Below are 14,880 nucleotides of genomic sequence, written 5' to 3' on the forward strand. Positions count from 1 at the left end.
AATATCTAATTGGTCAAATTATTGATTAGCCCCCACATTTCATCATGAAACTCGATTGGAACTAAGTCATTATCAGGAGCTTCCCCCATTCTAATTACGACCATATTTTCTGAAGGGACCACATTTATAAATTGACCATTTTTCCCCATCGCAGCATACATATCGGAAGGTGCATTAAGTGACAAAGATGTATTGAAGGAAAGATTAAATCCTGGTAATCGAATTGAAGATTTGCCGTTCAGCCACGTTAGATAACCATAGGAAGGATTCAACGCTTGGGATGAGTTAGTCATTGCATCTACATAACTAGTGTCGGCTAAAACAGTAGTTTCGTCCCAAACCCCATTGTTTAGTAACAGCAAGCCGTATCGCGCAGCATCTCTTGGAGTACTCCAATACACGTTATTATAACCAAGCGTAACCCAACTTCCGGACATCCCGATTTTATTCTCAACCTTTTCATCAGTGAAATTATTGTAAGTCATACCAGAAGCATTACTCACGACTTGTTCCAGCAGTGTATACGGAGCATTATGGTAATACCATTGTTGGCCGGCATCGGTTCCATATTCAAGGCAGGACGAATCGGTACAATCGAGACTCGCCACATCATAATTAAGCCCGGTAGTCATTGTAAGTTGATGTTTTATTAAAATAAGTTCTTCTTTTTCTGAAGGCAGGCTGGTCCAGTTTAAACCAAGATAATCTGAAGTCTTATTATTTATGTTCAAAATACCTTCTTCTTGCGCGATTCCAACAAGTAAGGCAGTGAGGGTTTTGCCAGCTGAAGCCCAATACCAATTAGAGTCTTGAGTGAAAGGACTTGTATTTTGAATGTCATTTCCCCAGTATTTTTCTATAACAATTTTTCCATCCTTTAGAATAATGAACGCTCGTGTACCTCTGGTCTCCAAATAATCATATAAAGTATCAGCTTCGGAAATATTCCAATTAAGACTTTCCGGCGTTGTCGTTTCCCACACATTTCCGGAGAGAGGTGGAAAATACATTGAAGGCTGAGGTGGAGTTTCCTGAGCAGTGCCCTCTTCTTTATTGCAGCTTATAAAAAGGATAATTATTAAGATCAAACAATATCGTATCATGACAATTGGACTAGATTTCAGAAAGAAAGTTTAATATGATGACACTAGACCATAAACAACGCTGTAAATCTATTCGTGTTGTTTGGAAATTTTATGGCAGTTTTTGGACTTTAATTCTTTAATAATTCACATAAATAAAACCGGTAAATGGCTCAGGGAATTGAGGGTCATTTAGTATAAGCGCATAATAATAAGTTCCGACGGGCACTAAAGAATCGCGGTAAAGTAGCCCGGTATTTGGGATTGCATTCCAAAAACCATCTTCATTTCCACCTTTGTAAATTAAATTGCCGTCTCGGCTATAGATAAAAAGCTCGAAATTTTCATAAACGTCCAGCAATTGTTCAATTATAAAAACATCGTTACTACCATCGTTATTTGGCGAAACCCCATCGTAAATAATAGGCGGGCAATTTTCTGTTTTTAATAAAAATGAAGCTGTTGTGAAGCAAATCTCGTTTTCTAATCGGACAAAGATCGTTTGCGGGTTTGCGGTACTTTCAAAATGTTCAGGGTCTTGAATTTCATTCGAATTTCCTATTGCGTCTTCCAGCGTTGTAAAAAATGAAATGATATCACTGTTTTCTTCTGAAATTAGTTCTTCTAAAGCCGTGAGATCAAAGATAGAGGTTTGGTTCCCTTTATTACATTCCAGCAAATCTGGAAGTGACGGAATAGGAGGGATGGATCCAAAACTGGTGGTTATTTCGAAAGAATTATTCTCATCATTCAATTCGAAAATGATTCCTGTGCCGTTCCCTACATCGTCGGCCGTGGCTTTAATTGTAAATGTATCTGGTGTTGAGTCGGGGAGAATTAGTTCAATACTACCGCTTTCACTTCCACCAATCGGGATGTTATTCTGGGTATGAGATTGACCCAATAATAAATCTTCAACATAAAATGCCAGTGGCGTATTGGCTGGCAATATTGCGGTTCCATCTGTATTGTAAACTGTATATGGGACCGATAACGGCCGGCTTCTACAGGCGAACAAATTATCTTCGATTACAATGGTAGCATCGGGCAAGGCACATACAATTACCTCGATGGAATAACTATCTATCACAAAACAATCTGGATTTGAAACTCGTATCCATATCGTCTGCGGATTTGTTGTATTCTGAAATGATTGGGGATTCACAATAGGATTAAGATTGCTATTTGCATCAGCTTCTGAAAGATGGTAAGAAATAGCGTTTAGTGGATCGATTTGTGCGGTAGCTTCGGAAAGGTCGAAAAGTTCTATGCCGAGTACATCACAAAGCTCCAAATTCTGCAAGCCGATAATTTCCGGAAAGACCTTCAGATGGAATTCGATTTCAAAATCATTATTTGTTTCGTTGATTTCATTAACGCTTCCATTTCCGAAGCCATCATCATCCACCACAGCTTTCAGAAGGAAATCGGGAGAAACACCCAACGGAATATCAAGTACTATTGTGCCACTTTCGGAACCATCAATAGGTAATATAGCAGAAGTTGCTGATTGACCGACAAGTGTATTATTTGCATAGAACGCAATCGCAGTATTCCCGGGTAGTTCATCGGTCGCATTTATATTATAAACTGTGTAATCAACTTCAATTTCCCGGTTACCACATTCTGTTCCGCCAGCTACATTATCAATTTGGATAGTCGCATCTGGTAATTCGGTATTTAGTACCGTAATAATATTGTTAATCATCACAAAATCCTGACCAGACCTAAGCGTAATAACCGCCGAAGTATCCCCGGGATTAATATTGTTTTCGATGAAGTAGAAATCCATGTCCATATTGTAAAGTTCACTGCTATTGGTGAAGCTATTCGTGCCGTTAAAGGCATTATCGGCTGGATTTAGAGGCGGATTGCTAATAACATTCCCATTGAATAAAAGCGATTCGGATACTGCGATATTTTCATCCCCTTCCCAGGCTAGAAATCCAACTTTGGCTCCTGAATTATCCAAAACGTTTAAATTTTCGAGTATGATACTGATTTCATTTGTCGTGGAAGAGACATTTTCAAGTCCGTCGAAAATGGTGAGCTGATTGAGCGTGAGTGAAGCATCTTCGTAGACCACGTTAATTGCCCATCCTCCAAAATTAGTCCGATTTGAACAGTATGCCGATAAAATATCACTTAAATCTAAGTCCGAAAGTGTGTAGTTGGCGCTTCCAAAATTTGCAATAATGGAAGTCACATCCGCATAAGCAGCAAAATAACTTAAACCGCTAAAAGTGGTTGTAAAATTGCGCGTTGCGATTATATTAGTATCGTTGAGTTTAACTTCCAAGTCTCCATCTCCCACTCCGGCCCAATACAGATAAGCGGCTACAAGTGTCTGTCCGGGCAGTAGTGCTAATTCGGCGCTGCTTTCTGTTAGAATTTCGCAAGAAGTAGTACCTCCCGAATTTTCTACAAGATTGAGGGTGTTTCCGAAGGAAAGATAATCGTAGCGACCATTAAACTGCTGAAATAATTCAATTTCCTGTGCTAAGCTAAGAACAGGGGATAGGCAAAGTAGTAAGAGTAGAATTTTTCTTAAAAACAGCATCACAACCGATTGTAGGCTAAATATACACAATCTTAAGCTGCTGAATTTAGATGAATTTTAGAAAATTTGCGGCTTATAAATCTCGACGTTTTAAGATAACATACGACCAGTAAACAAACAGGGCGGTCCAAACTAGAGTGATAAGAATGGTGTGCCATTCGACATCATAGCTTTTAGTGAATCCTTCCCCCAACTGATTCGCGGCAGATTGTACGGCCCCCAAGCGTGAGAAAGGTTCTTTGATGAGGTTCGACATGGCTTCCAAAGGGAAAAACTGCGTAAGGTTGTCGGCAATATTAGTGCCTTTGAAAAGCTCCCATTTTAGCAGACCGTAAACTATCTTTTCGAAAATGAACCAGATGATTAAAAAGCCAAGTGCAAATGCCGATCTTTTTACTAACACCCCTAAGAACAAGCAAAAGGAGAAGAAGGCGACTAATTTGATAAAATAAGCCAACAGATACTCCATATCGCTAAAAATGATTCCTATTTCGGTATAATCTGAAAAACTTAATCCGAGGATCATTGAGACAATAAAAAGGAAAACGGTCGATATTACTGCAAATAATACGACGGTAAGAAATTTTGAGATAACAAATTCCTGCTTACTAAGTCCGTCAATTAAGTTTTGTTTTAAGGTGCGATAACTGTACTCATTAGACATCATGGATACAATCACAATAGCGAGAAATATTTTCAGGATTGCAGCCATAAAACTGTTGAAATGCCATATAAAAGGGAAATTAAAGATTCCCTGATCGGCCACTCTAAAGTTTACACTTCCGAAGCTAAACTCAATGGAGGCAATTAATGCGATAAAAGTAATTAGTACAAAATAAACGATCGAAATGACCTTTGCCGCTTTGTTATGCCGTATTTTTTGTAGTTCTATGTTGAGAAGTCGCAGCATTTTTTATTTATTTTTGGTAAGTTCAAGGAATTGTTCTTCAAGGCTTTCTTTCCGTTTTACAAGATGCGAGAGAAAGATTCCTTTGTCGGTTAGCATTTTATTCACTTCGGAAGCATCCATTGGCTCGTTCAAATAAACGATTAGCGAATCTCCTTCGGTTTTTATAGTGCCAAAAGCTTTGTTGCCTTCAAGAGCCCCCTTAAGCGCACTCATATCCTGGCTTCTCAATGTTAGAAAACCATGACTGGCATTCATTCCATCAACACTTCCCGTATATAAACTCTCTCCTTTCCGAAGAATAACCACATGAGTACATACTTTTTCAACTTCATCCAAGAGGTGAGAAGCGAGCAAGATTGTAGTTCCTTCTGAAGCAATTTTTTTAATGATCTCACGTATCTGATGAATTCCTTGCGGGTCAAGTCCGTTAGTAGGTTCATCGAGAATAAGAATTTCCGGATCGTTTAACAAAGCCGAAGCGATTGCCAAACGCTGCTTCATACCTAAAGAAAAAGTACTGAATTTGCTATCTTTTCTATCTAATAAACCAACAACATCTAGTTTCTCATGAACTTTATCTGACGCAACACCTTTTATTTTACAAACCAATTCCAAATTCTTGGCGGCGGTCATATATGGGTAGAAGTTCGGTCGTTCGATAATAGCACCTACTTTTTTCAATGCTTCGTGAGTAGTACCTGAGCCATCAAACCAGTGAAAATCACCGGAAGTTCTATTGACCACATTAAGCACAATTCCCAGAGTGGTAGATTTACCGCTTCCGTTAGGACCTAATATCCCATAAACATTGCCTTTTTCAATTGAAAAGGAAAGATTATTTACAGCGGTAATGGATCCGAATTTCTTTGTAAGATTGTTAATCGTGAGGATAGTGTTCACAAATTGGTTTTTTGGAGTTGAGTTGTAAGTATGACGAATCACTTAGGATTTTGTTACAAATCGTAATGAAATGGAGTGAAAATAAATGTAGCTTCAAAGTGGTAGAGTCTCAAAGTAGCAAAGTTTCAAAGTTGAAAAGCTAATCTTAAAATTTTATTTTTGCTCACTGCTCACTGCTCACTGCTCACTGCTCACTGCTCACTGCTCACTGCTCACTGCTCACTGCTCACTGCTCACTGCTCACTGCTCACCGTCTCTTCTCGATATTATTTCAAAACTCCTTTCAGTCCTTTTAAAATCACTCGAAGTGACAAAAAGCAAACTTATTTTAGTAATTACTGAATACTAAGATTTCTCCTCCTTATTGAAATACACCAAATAGTAATACATCTGTTTTTCTTCATCCCAACCTTTTTCTACGAAGCGTTCGGCACTTTCAGGATTGATAAAGTCTAATTTGATTTGAATGTGAGTATCCAGATTAATAACGTTCTTTATTTTTTTTCTGGCTGCGGTTACCGCGGTATTTGCAATTGGGAAGGTGGTAAGGTCTTCAATGCTATATTTTGGAGCCTTTTCACTCTTGTAATTCCTAAATTCAGGGATGAGGTCCGGATTGTCGATGACATCATTTACAAAAGCAGTTTCCTCGAAATTATCATTCTTGGCAAAGTGGTTTACTGCCCTGTTCATAAATAATACCTCTTGTTTTTTGTCTTCAGCAGGAAGAACAACATCCTTGGCGAAATCCTGACAAAACTTAAGATATTTTTTTGTTTTAAAATTGTCGTCTTCACATGGATCAACACCCAAAAAGCTCTCTATCCAGTAACGAGTGTCGTATCTATTGCTATCTACAGATAATATTTTATATCCTTCTTCTTTTTTAACATCAAAGATCAAACAGCCTTTATCTAGTTTATTTAGGTTAACACCTTGTTGTAAATAGGCTTCTAACTGATTCTCCTTTTCAGAAAACTTGAGGAAATCCTGTTTTAATTCCGATTTGAAGATCCCTATTCCATTTACTTTTTCGTTGTCCAATTGAAGGCCTTCAAAATAGGCAACATATACCTCACCACTTTTTATATGAGGGTGCATGGATTGGTCGTAAAGATATTTAGTGATCTTTTTACTTTGTTCGTGAATGCTCTCCGGATTTGCAAATATTTCGGAAGAAATCTTGTAAATCTCATTAAACTCTACATCCACCTCGTTTGCAAATTGAAAGTAATTTTCTTCCTTATCTCTAAAAGGTTTCAGAAAGAATTCCTTCAACAAAGGAGTTATCTCATCGTCTGTTTTATAGGTTTCTTCGGAAAGTAATACAGGTTCATTTTTGCTTTTATTTCCAACGCGATGAATGGATAAGGATGCAATGTGAGCAGAATATAAGTTGATCATTTGAGGGGTATAAGATTGTTGGATTATTAGTATTTTGGATTATTAGATTTTTGCTTACAGCCTCTTCTCGATACTATTTTAAACTCCTGTTAGTCTTTTAAAATCACTCGAAGTGACAGTAGTACTATTTTACCGCCGATAGTTAATTCCAGTTTTCATCGAAATCGAGATTATCGTAATCTTCAGCATCTAGTCCGAAATCATCATTGAAAGGATCGTCGTCATCGTCATCGTCGAACTCATCTTTGTCAGCAACAAATTCTTTATGAGGTGTATCATGTGGAATCAATCCATGTGCAAACATCAAATTAGGATAGGTCATGCCAGTTTCATAGTCTGCGATCTCCGCGAGTTCTACTAAAAAGGTCCACATGGTAAGAAAATCGTATATATAAATGAGTCTGGTTTCGTCTTTTGAAACTACATCTTCAATGCGGGTGCTGTCCATAATTCGTTGAGAACCGGGCTTTTCACTCATATCAAAAAGTGCGATCTCCTCATCCTGCTCCCACATCTCATTACTGGTGTAAAAAGAAGCCATTTCCTGACCTTCAAATCCAAAGGCCTGTATAATGACATTGTGAAACTCCTCAAGGGTAGCTGTTTGTTCAATTTCTATGTCGCGAATAACGTCTTCCTGGGCATCCAGAATTACTCTAAAACGGTAAATCATCTAATAAAATTTAAGGGTACAAAGATATTGTTTTTGGTTTATAAGAAACTACAATTTCTAAAGGGAATAGTTAAAAAATGGCATATACTCAATGTTCAATTTTCAACTATCAATTTTCAATGTCGTCATTTCAAACGGATCTGGATTTAAAGTATTTGCATGAATTTTAAATTCTAATAAGGTTTTACTTACTAAATCTATGCAATGTGAAAGTCATTGCTGCTAATAAAAAGAAGGCCACGACTTGGTGTAATACTCCCAAGACTACCGGGACCTGTAAAACAAGGGTAAAAACGCCCAAAATAAATTGAACTAACACCAAAACCAAAAGTACATTTATCCCGTTTTTCTGCGGAATGGTAAGCGTTAATTTTCTCGCCTTGTACCAAATAAGTCCTATGATTGCTACTACAACGTAAGCCATATAGCGATGAACGAATTGAACCCCGCTCTTGCCTTCTACAAAGTTTTTCCAGACGGGGCTTTGTTCTATTGTTACGGTTTCATGAATTAATTTTCCATCGTTCATTAAAGGCCAATGATTATGAATCCATCCGGCATCTAAGCCAGCGACAAAAGCTCCCCAAATAATCTGAAGGATTAAAAGGGCCAGTCCTATTCTTATTAGATTTCGAAAGCCAATATTGATTTCTTTTTTCTTCGGAAACCAGAGATCCAACGCTACCCATAGAGTATAAGCAAAGGTGATAAAGGCTGTGGTTAAATGCATTGCCAGGCGATAATGGCTTACATCCGGGTTATCAACCAGGCCGCTTTTTACCATATACCATCCTAGAAAACCCTGAAATCCACCAAGAAATAATAGTAGCAGACATTTCTTAACTGTTTCTTTTGAAAGCTGCTTTTTCAGAAGAAAATAAAGGAAAGGAATAAAAAATACCAAGCCGATAAAACGCCCAATCACACGGTGTATCCATTCCCAAAAATATATGTCTTTAAAATCTGCTAAGTTGAAATGATTATTGAGTTTCTGATATTCAGGGTACTGTTTGTAAAGATCGAATGCCTCATTCCATTCCACATCATTCATGGGTGGAATCGTACCGGATAAAAGTTTGTAATTAGAAATCGATAATCCCGAATGCGTTAATCTAGTGATGCCTCCAACGACCACCATAATAAAGATAAGGGCGCATCCTGTTAAAAGCCAGTAAATTACTTTTTTGTTCTGTCGCATGTTCAATGTCTGGTCGAGCGCAGTCGAGACCTCCTCATTTTAGTACTATTGACCTCTCGACTGCGCTCGAGGGGACATCTTGATGCTTTGTAACTCTCTTACTTTGATCCTTCCTTCAATCCCAAAGATTTACCTTTCTTCAACATAAATACCTTCGCCGCCTCATATTCGTTAGGAATTTCTCCTTCAAGAATAGCTTCTTTAATCGCATCTTTTATAAGTCCGATTTCACGAGAAGGCTTTAAATCAAATGTTTTCATGATTTCTTCACCACTTACCGGAGGCTGAAAATTACGAACATGATCCCGCTCTTCTACTTCTACAATCTTGTCGCGTACTAGTTGAAAGTTATTATGGTATTTTTTAAACTTCTTCGGATTCTTAGTCGTGATATCCGCTTCACACAGCGTCATAAGGTCCTCTACATTTTCTCCTGCATCGAAAACCAACCTTCGAACCGCGCTGTCGGTTACTTCCGAAGCTAAAACAATAGGACGGGAGCTCATCAATACCATTTTCTGTACGAACTTCATCTTTTCATTAAGTGGCATTTTGAGACGTTTAAATAGCTTGTACACCATTTTGGAGCCTACGAATTCATGTCCGTGAAATGTCCATCCAATTTTTTTATCAAATCGCTTAGTTGGAGCTTTCCCAATATCGTGTAATAAAGCGGCCCAACGAAGCCAAAGGTCGTTGGTCATTTGGGAAATGTTGTCTACCACTTCCAAAGTATGCCAAAAATTGTCTTTGTGTCGCTGACCATCTTTCTCATCTATTCCTTGCAAGGCGATCAATTCGGGTAAGATAAACGGCAGTAACCCTGTTTTATGGAGGAGTCCAAATCCTTTTGAAGGTATTTCTGAAGCTAGAATCTTATGCAGTTCATCAACTATTCGTTCTTTCGAAATGATTTTGATACGATCCGCATTTTTGGTGATAGCTTCCAAAGATTCCTTTTCTATCGTAAAATCAAGTTGAGAGGCAAATCTAATAGCCCTCATCATGCGCAAGGGGTCATCGCTATAAGTGATATCAGGATCTAATGGAGTACGAATGATCTTGTTTTCAATATCCTTTAAACCATCGAAGGGATCGAGTAGGTCGCCAAAAGTGGCGTCATTAACACTAATAGCAAGCGCATTAATTGTAAAATCACGTCGATTTTGGTCGTCTTCCAGGGTTCCATTTTCAACGGCTGGATTCCTACTGTCTTCGGTATAGGATTCTTTGCGGGCGCCAACAAATTCGAGCTCAACTCCTGCCGTTTTTAGCATAGCTGTGCCATAATTTTTAAAAACGGATACTTTTGGTTTGGCGGGTAATAAATTTGAAACTTCCTCTGCCAAAGCTATACCACTGCCAACGGCAACTATATCTATGTCCTTTGCATCACCTCTTTTTAAAATATAATCACGAACAAAACCACCAATAACGTAGCTTTCTAATTGTAAATTGGAAGTGGCTTTAGAAATGGTATTAAAGACGGGATGCTGTAAGGCGTTTTTTAAGTTGTGCTTTGGCATTATTTTGTATGCTATTTTTTTAAATTTAAAACGCTAAATAATAAATGTAAAATGTATAAGACATTCTTGTAGTCTACTTTAATATTTTACATTTTTCGGTTTTGCATTTAATATTCTTTTTTCAAACTGAAATACGCGACATATATTGGTTTTTATTCCCGTATCACCTTCACTGTTCCATCATTTTTGATTTTGATGATAGTTGAAGGTTTTGAGGCTTTTTTATCGCGCTGCAAATTTACGACATAGTCCACGCCATCCAAAATCTCTTGACTAATTTCTTCAAAGTTTTGAGGTGTTTTTTCGCCGCTGATATTTGCTGAAGTCGATACAATAGGTCTATGAAGTTTTCGTATTAATTTTTGGCAAAACTGGTCTTCCACAATTCTAATGGCAAGGGAATTATCGGCAGCAATCAAGGTTTCTGAAATACGAATGGGATCGTCGTATACGATGGTTGTAGGATAATCCGAGAATTTTAGTACATCGTAGGCGGCTTTTGGCACCTTTTCTACATGCTCTTCTAACATATTCAAGTCGCTAACCAAACAGATTAGAGATTTATCGTTGATGCGTTTTTTTAAGGCATACACTTTTTCAATCGCTCCCGGATGCGTGGCATCACAGCCTATTCCCCAAACGGTGTCGGTTGGATATAGAATAATTCCGCCTCTTTTTAATACGGTTAGTGCGTTTTCAATTTCAGTTCGCATGTAGAGTTCTAATTTGTTGTTTATGTTTTAGAGATGCTTCGGAAGGGTTTGGTTTCAGAAGTACCGAAAGCAAATACCATTTCTTTGGTTTCAGAAGGATTACTAAGACCAGATAAACTCGTATAAGCAGATATTTGAAATAACTATGGTTTTTCCGAAGCACATATAAATAAGAAATATAAGCTTCTTTATCGATAGGCTTTGAAGAACCAATACTCACGCCCTGATAGTGTAAGATTTTAGCTTCAGGAACTAACACACTGCTATAACCATGCTCCCTTAGGCGATGGCATAGATCCATTTCCTCCCAATACAGAAAGATATTTGTGTCGAATCCGCCTATTTTTTCGAAAGCTTCACTCTTAAAAAAAAGAAAAGCTCCATTCACCCAATTTACCTCCAACGGATTAGCATATTCATGTTTTCGTTTTGGATATTTTTTAGAATCACGATTTTCGAGAAAACTCCTTCCGAAGAGTAATCGTCTTAGACCTTTATTATGGTCGAAAGATGGGACCAATTCGTTGTGTTCGTTGTAATTCTGCGCGGTACTCACTCCAACACCCGGTTTATCCTCCATAAAGCTGTACAAAATGGAAAGACAATCGTTTTGCAACATTGCGTCGTTGTTGAGGAAAAGGCAGTATTTGGCATTTGCAAACTGAGCACCAAACATGTTTCCACCACCAAACCCGGTGTTGAGGTCACTGCGATAAAGACTTATGTTTCCTGCTTCCGGAAAGTTTTCTTTAAGATTTTTATAGTCTGAAAGCTCCGAGTTATTATCAACCACGATGATCTCGTACGAAATGTCTTCCGAAGTCATTTCCACCACAGTAGAAACACATTCCAACGTGAATTTTGAGGTGTTATAGTTGATAAGGATAACGGCGACATCCTTCATAAATACGAAAATTACACTAAGGCTTTTTTACTTACTTTTGCCAAAGATACAATAACAATTATGGGCTTAAGATCGAAATTCAAAAAATATAAACTACATAAAAATCTTCCAATAGAAACCTATGTTCCATCGAACAAGGTTAAACCTGAAATGATGCTTGAGGTAGTAACAGCTTGGGCAGGCTTGGAGTTGATTATTGAAGATATTTTGAAGCGATTCAATATTGGCCGCGATAGTTGTATTGAGTTTGGGGTGGAATTTGGATATTCCTCGGTCGTTTTTTCTAATTACTTTAAGAAAGTAACAGGCGTTGATATTTTTATGGGTGATGAGCATACCGATCATAAAGGAGATCATTACGAAAAGACAAAAGCGTCCTTGTCGCAGTATACCAACATTGAGTTGTATAAGTCAGATTACAAAGATTGGATAAAGAAAGACAATACCCAATATGATTTTTCACATGTAGATATAGTCCATAATTACAAAGAAACATACGAATGTGGACTTTGGGCTGCTCAACACAGTAAATGCACTATTTTTCACGATACTGAAAGTTTTCCTGAAGTGAGAAGAGCAGTCATTGATATTGCCAAAGCCGCCGGTAAGAATGTGTACAATTATCCTTATCACAACGGTTTAGGAATCATTGTGTAATAGCGCTATGGCTTCAAAAAAAATATGCATCATCGCTCCCTATGCTTTTGGTTATACATCGCATATTCAAACGACCTTGGATGAGTTCGAGCATGTTGAAGCTACTATTATTTACCTTGATCTGCCTTCTTTTTCATATAAGAATGGACTTCATAAAGCACAAAATTTTTTCTCAAAGTTTCTCTTCGGAAAAAACCTGAAAAAGACATTTGTATTTAGCCGAATTAGATCTGAAATATATAATCTTGGTAAGCAGGATACAATTTTTATTATTCGTCCAGACCTTTTAGATAATGCGACATTAGAATATTTAAAAAAATATACCGATCGGTTTATTTCTTATTATTACGACAGTACTCGAAGGTTTCCACGAAAGGCTGAGATCATTCCGTTTTTTGATACAGTTTATAGTTACGATAGGGAAGATGTTGCCAAATACAATCTAAAATTTCTCACCAATTATGTTTTTGAAGAAAGTAGAGAATCTAATACCTCTTATCAGTTTTTCAATATTTCCACCAATGATTACCGCTTTCCATTGCTCGAAAAACTAGCCGCATATTTGAAGCAGAAGGGATGGAGCTACAAAATACTCGTTTTTAATGGTAGTGAGATGCCTTCAGAACATGTAGAGATTATAACCACCCAGCAATCAATTGCGGAAGTTTCAGAATTGATTAAAAAAAGTGAGATCATCGTCGAAATTCAACGAACAGAACAAATCGGACTCTCTTTCCGTATTTTTGAAGCTCTGGGACATCGTAAAAAACTCATAACTACAAATAAAGATATTGTGAATTACGATTTTTATCATCCGCAAAATATTTTGGTGGTAGATGAGGAGGATATAGAAATTCCGGAGAGCTTTGTTACTTCTCCTTATGTAGAAATTGCACCGGAGATTTTATCCAAATACAAGATTGAGAATTGGGTGAAACCGGTTTTTAGTATCTAGTTCTCGATACTATTCCATGTCGTTAGCACTCCATGCAATCACTCGAACTGACAGTGTTTACGATATTGATAAATACTAAGAATTTAAATTTAGGACTCGATTGTCAGTTCGAGTGATTTTAAAATGCGTAGCGATTTTAAAATAGTATCGAGGTACTCGATAAAATTCTATTTCGTTGCAATTCATAGAATCACTCAAACTGACACAGATTGATTTTTGATTAATACTCCGAGGGTTAATTAGTAATTAATATGTCACTTCGAGTGATTTTAAAATGCATAGCAATTTTAAAATAGTATCGAGAAGTCACTTGAACTGCAGCAGCAGTTATATCTCTAGCAGCTTCCTATACACCTCCAAATACTCCTTCGCAGTCTTCTCCCAACTAAAACTTTTAGCGCGATCTACATACCATTTTTCATAAAAATCCTGAGCATTACGGAAACGTGCCATTCCTAGTTTTAAAGTGTCGGCCATATATTGAGGTTCATAATGATCCCAGTAGAAACTATGTTCTCCACCAATTTCGGGTAATGAGGTGTTATTCGAAATAAAAACCGGTTTTCCAAAGCGCATGGCCTCAATAGGAGGGATGCCAAAACCTTCACGATGCGATGGAAATACAAAGGCGGTGCAGTGTTGCAAGTAAAACTGTTTTTCCAGATCTTTTATTTTTCCGGTTTGAAACACGCGATTTTTCAAACCGTTGTTTTTTACAAAGGCTGTGAGTTTATCAGCATATAGGGAGTTATTATCGCCGGCAAGGATGAGATCGTAGTCCGGCAGAAATTGCATCATTTCTACCAAACTTAGAAAGTTCTTACGCTCGCTAAAGTCGCCAATTGAAAAAAGATATGGTCTGTCAGTTGTAATTTCAGGTTTATAGTCTTTCGGAATGTTGATGTCTGTAATTGTGTTTCCGTTGTAAATTACATACTCAGGAATATCCGGCACATCGAAATGCTCATGAGTGTCTTTTTTGGCAAATTCTGAAATATATACAATGGCATTCGCTCGCCTTAACTTCTCACTGAATTTCGTTTTCAAAGTTTGTCGTAGCATTGGCGTGCCTTCGGTCACAAAATGTATGTCATGGACAGTCAGTAAATAAGGAATGTCGTAAAAGGGTTCAATTTTAATATTCTGATTCAGGCAATGCCATAAATTGTACTTGGTTTTTATTCTGAAAGGCTTATGTCGCGTGATCGAACGGTATTTTTTGTACTTAAAGGTAGATCCGAATTCCGTTTTAAGTTCTTTCACATTTTTGGCATGTAGCGTAATTTTAAAGCCTTTAATAGGGTTATTAGCTATCGCCTTAATAAGATGATAATTAAACTGCCCGAAGCCTGTAAACTTGTTCTTTAAATTGTGAGATTCTAAAAACACTTTCTTCAT

Annotated in this window: 13 protein-coding genes; 2 read left to right on the forward strand and 11 right to left on the reverse strand. The window is 37.5% G+C overall.

Annotated features, from left to right (window positions below):
* Positions 1 to 5 precede the first annotated feature (5 nt).
* The 10 genes from BXY75_RS09415 to BXY75_RS09460 all read right to left on the reverse strand — a co-directional run bounded on the left by BXY75_RS09415 (position 6) and on the right by BXY75_RS09460 (position 11,870).
* Entirely contained in the window at positions 6 to 1,103 is a 1,098-nt protein-coding gene (locus BXY75_RS09415) for a serine hydrolase domain-containing protein (RefSeq protein WP_121907501.1), read from the reverse strand.
* 118 nt (positions 1,104 to 1,221) lie between these two features.
* On the reverse strand, positions 1,222 to 3,642 hold the full coding sequence (locus BXY75_RS09420) for a T9SS type B sorting domain-containing protein (protein WP_121907502.1): 2,421 nt from the start codon (positions 3,640 to 3,642) through the stop codon (positions 1,222 to 1,224).
* A gap of 73 nt (positions 3,643 to 3,715) precedes the next feature.
* Positions 3,716 to 4,552 (reverse strand): ABC transporter permease, encoded by an 837-nt coding sequence (locus BXY75_RS09425; protein ID WP_121907503.1) that lies wholly within the window; start codon positions 4,550 to 4,552, stop codon positions 3,716 to 3,718.
* Between the two features lie 3 nt (positions 4,553 to 4,555).
* Entirely contained in the window at positions 4,556 to 5,452 is an 897-nt protein-coding gene (locus BXY75_RS09430) for an ABC transporter ATP-binding protein (protein ID WP_121907948.1), read from the reverse strand.
* A 345-nt stretch (positions 5,453 to 5,797) separates the two neighbouring features.
* Complete coding sequence (locus BXY75_RS09435) at positions 5,798 to 6,856, reverse strand: nucleoid-associated protein (RefSeq protein ID WP_121907504.1); 1,059 nt, start codon at positions 6,854 to 6,856, stop codon at positions 5,798 to 5,800.
* Between the two features lie 142 nt (positions 6,857 to 6,998).
* Positions 6,999 to 7,529, reverse strand: coding sequence for an IS1096 element passenger TnpR family protein (locus BXY75_RS09440; RefSeq protein WP_121907505.1), 531 nt, complete (start codon positions 7,527 to 7,529; stop codon positions 6,999 to 7,001).
* Positions 7,530 to 7,713: 184 nt separating this feature from the next.
* Complete coding sequence (locus BXY75_RS09445; RefSeq protein WP_121907506.1) at positions 7,714 to 8,727, reverse strand: COX15/CtaA family protein; 1,014 nt, start codon at positions 8,725 to 8,727, stop codon at positions 7,714 to 7,716.
* Between the two features lie 98 nt (positions 8,728 to 8,825).
* Positions 8,826 to 10,253 carry a CCA tRNA nucleotidyltransferase gene (locus BXY75_RS09450; RefSeq protein ID WP_121907507.1) on the reverse strand — a complete coding sequence of 476 codons (1,428 nt, stop codon included), beginning with the start codon at positions 10,251 to 10,253 and terminating at the stop codon, positions 8,826 to 8,828.
* A 152-nt stretch (positions 10,254 to 10,405) separates the two neighbouring features.
* Entirely contained in the window at positions 10,406 to 10,966 is a 561-nt protein-coding gene (locus tag BXY75_RS09455; RefSeq protein WP_121907508.1) for an L-threonylcarbamoyladenylate synthase, read from the reverse strand.
* Positions 10,956 to 11,870 (reverse strand): glycosyltransferase family 2 protein, encoded by a 915-nt coding sequence (locus BXY75_RS09460; RefSeq protein ID WP_121907509.1) that lies wholly within the window; start codon positions 11,868 to 11,870, stop codon positions 10,956 to 10,958. The genes BXY75_RS09455 and BXY75_RS09460 overlap by 11 nt, the downstream gene beginning before the upstream one ends.
* Before the next feature lie 60 nt (positions 11,871 to 11,930).
* Here BXY75_RS09460 and BXY75_RS09465 point away from each other — a divergent pair, with 60 nt between their 5' ends.
* Together BXY75_RS09465 and BXY75_RS09470 are read left to right on the forward strand one after the other, a co-directional pair.
* Positions 11,931 to 12,527, forward strand: a complete 597-nt coding sequence (locus BXY75_RS09465; RefSeq protein WP_121907510.1) for a class I SAM-dependent methyltransferase — start codon at positions 11,931 to 11,933, stop codon at positions 12,525 to 12,527.
* A 7-nt stretch (positions 12,528 to 12,534) separates the two neighbouring features.
* Positions 12,535 to 13,482, forward strand: coding sequence for a hypothetical protein (locus BXY75_RS09470; protein ID WP_121907511.1), 948 nt, complete (start codon positions 12,535 to 12,537; stop codon positions 13,480 to 13,482).
* Between the two features lie 327 nt (positions 13,483 to 13,809).
* Here the strand turns inward: BXY75_RS09470 and BXY75_RS09475 are convergent, their stop codons facing one another.
* Positions 13,810 to 14,880, reverse strand: a complete 1,071-nt coding sequence (locus BXY75_RS09475) for a glycosyltransferase family 4 protein (RefSeq protein WP_121907512.1) — start codon at positions 14,878 to 14,880, stop codon at positions 13,810 to 13,812.

Origin of the sequence: Ulvibacter antarcticus (assembly GCF_003688405.1) — a bacterium.
GTDB lineage: Bacteria > Bacteroidota > Bacteroidia > Flavobacteriales > Flavobacteriaceae > Ulvibacter > Ulvibacter antarcticus.

Coding starts and splice junctions, on each gene's coding strand:
- BXY75_RS09415 (WP_121907501.1), bottom strand. CDS start 1,103: ATGATACGATATTGTTTGATCTTAATAATTATCCTTTTTATAAGCTGC.
- BXY75_RS09420 (WP_121907502.1), bottom strand. CDS start 3,642: ATGCTGTTTTTAAGAAAAATTCTACTCTTACTACTTTGCCTATCCCCT.
- BXY75_RS09425 (WP_121907503.1), bottom strand. CDS start 4,552: ATGCTGCGACTTCTCAACATAGAACTACAAAAAATACGGCATAACAAA.
- BXY75_RS09435 (WP_121907504.1), bottom strand. CDS start 6,856: ATGATCAACTTATATTCTGCTCACATTGCATCCTTATCCATTCATCGC.
- BXY75_RS09440 (WP_121907505.1), bottom strand. CDS start 7,529: ATGATTTACCGTTTTAGAGTAATTCTGGATGCCCAGGAAGACGTTATT.
- BXY75_RS09445 (WP_121907506.1), bottom strand. CDS start 8,727: ATGCGACAGAACAAAAAAGTAATTTACTGGCTTTTAACAGGATGCGCC.
- BXY75_RS09450 (WP_121907507.1), bottom strand. CDS start 10,253: ATGCCAAAGCACAACTTAAAAAACGCCTTACAGCATCCCGTCTTTAAT.
- BXY75_RS09455 (WP_121907508.1), bottom strand. CDS start 10,966: ATGCGAACTGAAATTGAAAACGCACTAACCGTATTAAAAAGAGGCGGA.
- BXY75_RS09460 (WP_121907509.1), bottom strand. CDS start 11,870: ATGAAGGATGTCGCCGTTATCCTTATCAACTATAACACCTCAAAATTC.
- BXY75_RS09465 (WP_121907510.1), top strand. CDS start 11,931: ATGGGCTTAAGATCGAAATTCAAAAAATATAAACTACATAAAAATCTT.
- BXY75_RS09470 (WP_121907511.1), top strand. CDS start 12,535: ATGGCTTCAAAAAAAATATGCATCATCGCTCCCTATGCTTTTGGTTAT.
- BXY75_RS09475 (WP_121907512.1), bottom strand. CDS start 14,880: ATGAAGAAAGTGTTTTTAGAATCTCACAATTTAAAGAACAAGTTTACA.